The 3,953-nt window shown below is 71.7% G+C and carries 4 protein-coding genes; all 4 read right to left on the bottom strand.

The genetic code is table 11. The annotated features are described in order from the left end of the window. Positions 1-147: 147 nt before the first annotated feature. Positions 148-1,389, bottom strand: coding sequence for a HAMP domain-containing sensor histidine kinase (locus Q0112_RS01755; RefSeq protein WP_297970578.1), 1,242 nt, complete (start codon positions 1,387-1,389; stop codon positions 148-150). Then, positions 1,373-2,527 (bottom strand): FIST N-terminal domain-containing protein, encoded by a 1,155-nt coding sequence (locus Q0112_RS01750; RefSeq protein WP_297970576.1) that lies wholly within the window; start codon positions 2,525-2,527, stop codon positions 1,373-1,375. Before Q0112_RS01750 ends, Q0112_RS01755 begins: the two co-directional genes overlap by 17 nt. Positions 2,528-2,561: 34 nt before the next feature. Then, positions 2,562-3,200: a response regulator transcription factor gene (locus tag Q0112_RS01745; protein WP_297970574.1), complete on the bottom strand. Its 639-nt coding sequence runs from the start codon at positions 3,198-3,200 to the stop codon at positions 2,562-2,564. Positions 3,201-3,408: 208 nt separating this feature from the next. Next, the coding region (locus Q0112_RS01740; protein WP_297970572.1) for a hypothetical protein at positions 3,409-3,953 on the bottom strand (545 nt) is incomplete at its 5' end.

The raw sequence follows: 3,953 nt of genomic DNA, 5'->3' as shown, positions 1-3,953 counted from the left end.
GCTTGGAAAGGAGGAGGCGTGTGGGAAGGAAAGGATGATCGGGAAGGGTTGCAACACTGCGAATTTGGCAGAGTTCGGACGAAACGGGCGGAATGCGACTATATCTTCATCGCAGGACCGGCGTGCAAGCACCGTCGGCATCCGCTTTCACGGCCGCGTGCAAAACACCGGGCGCGGGAAAGGGTTCCACACCGGGCGCCGATCCCGTAAAGCCTGTCTCGTAAGCAAGGGGTCGTAAAAAAGCCCCGAATCCACGCGACGGGGGAGAGGCACCACGTCGGGCGCCGCACCGCGCCCCGCCGCCGCGCGCGCCTCGGCGACGCCCGCCGCGCCCTCCACCGCCATCCCCCAGCTCCGCAGCAGCATCCCGAAGGCCTCGCGCATCGCCGGGTCGTTCTCGACGATCAGCACCCGCCTCCCGGCCAGCCCGGACTGCCGCACCGGCACCGCCGCGCCGGCCGGCACGTCCGGCATCAGGCAGACGTTGCGCATCAGCGGCAGCCGCACCCGGAAGCGCGAGCCGCGGCCGGGCGCGCTCGCCAGCGCCACCTCGTGCCCGAGCTGCTGGCAGGCGCGCCGGACGATCGAGAGGCCGAGCCCGCTGCCCGGCGCCTCCGTCCCCGACAGCCGCTCGAACTCGTTGAAGATCCGCTCCTGGTCCGCCGGGTCGATCCCCGGCCCCGCGTCCTGCACCGTCAGCCAGGCATCGTCCCCGGCGTGCTTCAGCCCGACGACGACCTTCGGCCCGGTCGAATACTTGAGCGCGTTGATGATGAGGTTCTGGGCGATCTGCCGCAGCAGCACCGGGTCGCTCAGCACCGCCTCCGACGACATCACGAAGCGCAGGTCGATCCCGCGCGCCGCGGCCAGCGGCTGCAAGTCGATCGCCAGCCGCTGGAAGAGCCGGCTGATGGCCACCGGCCCCGGATGGGTCTCGAAGGCCCGGCTGTCGAGCCGCGCGATGTCGAGCAGCGCGCGGATCAGCTCCTCCGCGCTCTCGAACGAGGCGATCACCCGCCGCACCAGGTCGGCCTGCACCGCGTCGATGGTATGGTCCTCGAGCTGGCCGAGGAAGAGCCGCCCCGCGCTCAGCGGCTGGAGCAGGTCGTGGCTCGCCGCGCGCAGGAAGCGCGACTTGGCCCGGTTCGCCTCGTCCGCCGTCTCGCGTGCGGCGGCGAGCTCGGCGTTGCTGGCGCTGAGCTCGGCCAGCGCCCGCTCGAGGTCGGCGTTGCGCGCGAGGATCTCGCGCTCGAGCATCGCCGCGGTGCGGGTCAGCGCATAGGAGGAGCCGCGCATGTCGTCCATGCGCTCGAGGCGCTGGATCAGCGCCTCGTTGATCCGGCTCAGCTTCTCGATCTGCCGCGGGGCGTCGTCAGTCTGCCGCAGCATGGCGCGGATCCGGCTCGAGGAAGGCCAGCCCGACGAAGGTCTGGTTGACGTGCAGCCCGCCGTGCTGCTCGCCGTAGGTGTTGAACCCGGCCACCCGGTGCTTGCGGTAGATGCGCTCGACCGCCGCGCCGAGCCCGGCCTGCTCGAGGGCGATCCGCCGCAGCACGCAGTCGAACCCGAGGATCAGCGCGGTCGGCCCGAGCGCGCTCATCCGCGCCTCGAGCCCCTCGGTCAGGTTCTGCGCCTTGCCGAGCGTCATGGTCACGCCCGTCTCCACCGAGGACATGAGGCTGAGGCCGCGCTCCGGCGTCACCGCCTGGATCGCCCGCACCACATGCCGCCCGCCCTGCCGGGCCAGCAGCGGATGCGCCGCGAAGGCGCGGGGCCCGAGGTCGGCCTCCGCCATGCCGATCAGCCGGGCATATTCCTCCGCCGCCGGCTCGGCGTTGATCGAGAGGATCACCCGCTCCTCCGGCAGCGCCTCGGTCACCACCATCCGGCCGCTCGCCGGGGTGAAATGATCGAAGACCACCTCCTCGACCGGGAAGGCGCTGCTGACGAGGCAGAAGACCGCGCTCTCGGGATGGCTCTCGCCGTCGAGGGCGAGATGGGTGCGGCCGAACCGCAGCCCGTCCCCGGCCGAGCCGCCGAGGACCGGCAGGTCGCCAAGCGCCGCGTCGACGGTCGCCACCACCACCTCCTCGCGCCGGCAGAGCCCGTCGATCATCAGGAGCCCGAAGCGCGACCATCCGGGCGCCGCCTCGCCGAAGCCGGCCGCGAGGCGCCGCAGCGTGCGGATCCAGTCGAGCGCCATGTGCTGGCGCAGGTCGCGCAGCCAGACCGCGCGGGCACGGAACGCCGCCTCGGGGAAGACCACCGCCACCACCTGGTCGTCGCGGTACTTGCCGAAGGCGAAGCATCCCGCCGAGGAGCAGCCGAGAACGCAGCACTCCGGGCCGAAGGCGTCGCGCAGCGCACCGGTGAGCGGCGCGAGGATCGCGCCCTCGGCGGCGAAGACGAGGACAAGCCCCGGCCGCATCCGCCCGACGGCCGCCCAGATCGCGCCGGCAGCGGATCCGTCGCCGAGCCCGACCGTGACCACGCGCGGGCGCAGCGCGGAAGCGGAATCGGCAGGCATCCCGGCACTCACGCTCCCCTCGCCCTCCCGGCCCTCAGCGCGCGAAGATGCGGGCCTTGCTGGCGAGAAGCGCCGCCTGGGTCCGGTTGCGCACGTTGATCTTGGTCATGATCGCCGCGATGTGGGTCTTCACCGTCGCCTCGGCGATCGAGAGCTCGTAGGAGATGATCTTGTTCGGCCGCCCCTGGCAGATCAGCCGCAGGATGTTCATCTGCTGCGGCGTGAGCGAGGCGAACCCCCGCGCCAGGACCATGGCCTCGTCCTCCTCGAGGCTCTCCGGCTCGCATCCCTCGGGCAGCACCCGCTCGCCGGCCCAGATGCGGCTGAAGGCCTCGACCATCTTCGCCCGCGGCAGCAGCTTGCCCACATAGCCGTTGGCGCCCGCCCCCATGGCCGCCGAGACGAGCTTCGGGTCGAGATCGGCCGAGATGACCGCGAGCGGCACGTCGCCGACGAGCCTGCGCAGCGCCAGCACCCCCTCGACCCCGTTGGCGTCGGGCAGGCTGAGGTCGAGGACCACCGCGTCCGGCACCCCCTCCTCGCGTATGCTCGCCACCGCTGCGGCGAGGCTCGAGGCCACCCGCACCTTGCGCAAACCGAAGGCGAAGCCGAGCGTCGCCGACAGCGCGTCACACATGAGCGGATGGTCGTCGACGACGAGCAGATCGGACACCGAATGCTCCGACGTCACCCGACCCACATCGCTTCCGCCACCCCCGACCGGACCATGGTCCATGGCTACCCTCCCCTTCCGCCGGCAGGATCGTTCCCCTGCAGGCTGGCGGATATATTAGGACGCGGCCGGGCCAAAGCCCATGCCTTTTTCCAGAGGGGACCGGGCGTTGCGGCGCGCAGCGCAGTCGTCAGCCGATCATCCGCGCTCACCCCCCGCCCGGGAGCAGGGCCTCGACCGCCCGGCCGATCGCGAAGGCCCGCTGCTCGAGCAGGACGGGCGTCTCGCAGACGTAGGTGAGCGACTGCTGGCGGTCCTGGAAGATCCGCGTCGACCAGTCGAGCTCCTTCTCGACCTCGTCCATCCGGTCGAAGTCCTTGTCCTTCGCCGCCTCCAGCGCCGAGAACTCGTGGCGCAGCTCGACGATGCGCGCATCGAGCGCCTCCTGCTTGTGGGCATAGCGGGTTATCCCCGCCATCACCCGGTCGCGCGTGGCGTTGAGATGCTCGAAGGTGGCGGCGAAGAGCGCGACCAGCGCCTCGGCGTCGTGGTCCTTGGCGAAGGCCGCGATCGTCGCCTCCGCCTCGGGCAGCGGCACCCGCCTGAGCGCGATCGCCTGCGCCAGCTCCTGGATCTCCGGCGCCTCCGCCCGCTTCAGCGCCGCCTCGTCCGGCACCGGCCCGCCCCAGACCTGGGCGATCGACAGATGCGGCTGCCGGCGCTGGATGCAGGGCCAGTCGGGATCGGGCGGAC

It is taken from the genome of uncultured Amaricoccus sp. (genome assembly GCF_937858865.1).
In the GTDB taxonomy this organism is placed as follows: Bacteria; Pseudomonadota; Alphaproteobacteria; order Rhodobacterales; family Rhodobacteraceae; genus Amaricoccus.
Note: the sequence above shows the minus strand (reverse complement) of the source record. Positions and strands in the feature narration are given on the sequence as shown.

Excerpts from the sequence above, each read along its gene's own strand:
- Q0112_RS01755 (WP_297970578.1), bottom strand. The coding sequence starts at position 1,389 with ATGCTGCGGCAGACTGACGACGCCCCGCGGCAGATCGAGAAGCTGAGC.
- Q0112_RS01750 (WP_297970576.1), bottom strand. The coding sequence starts at position 2,527 with ATGCCTGCCGATTCCGCTTCCGCGCTGCGCCCGCGCGTGGTCACGGTC.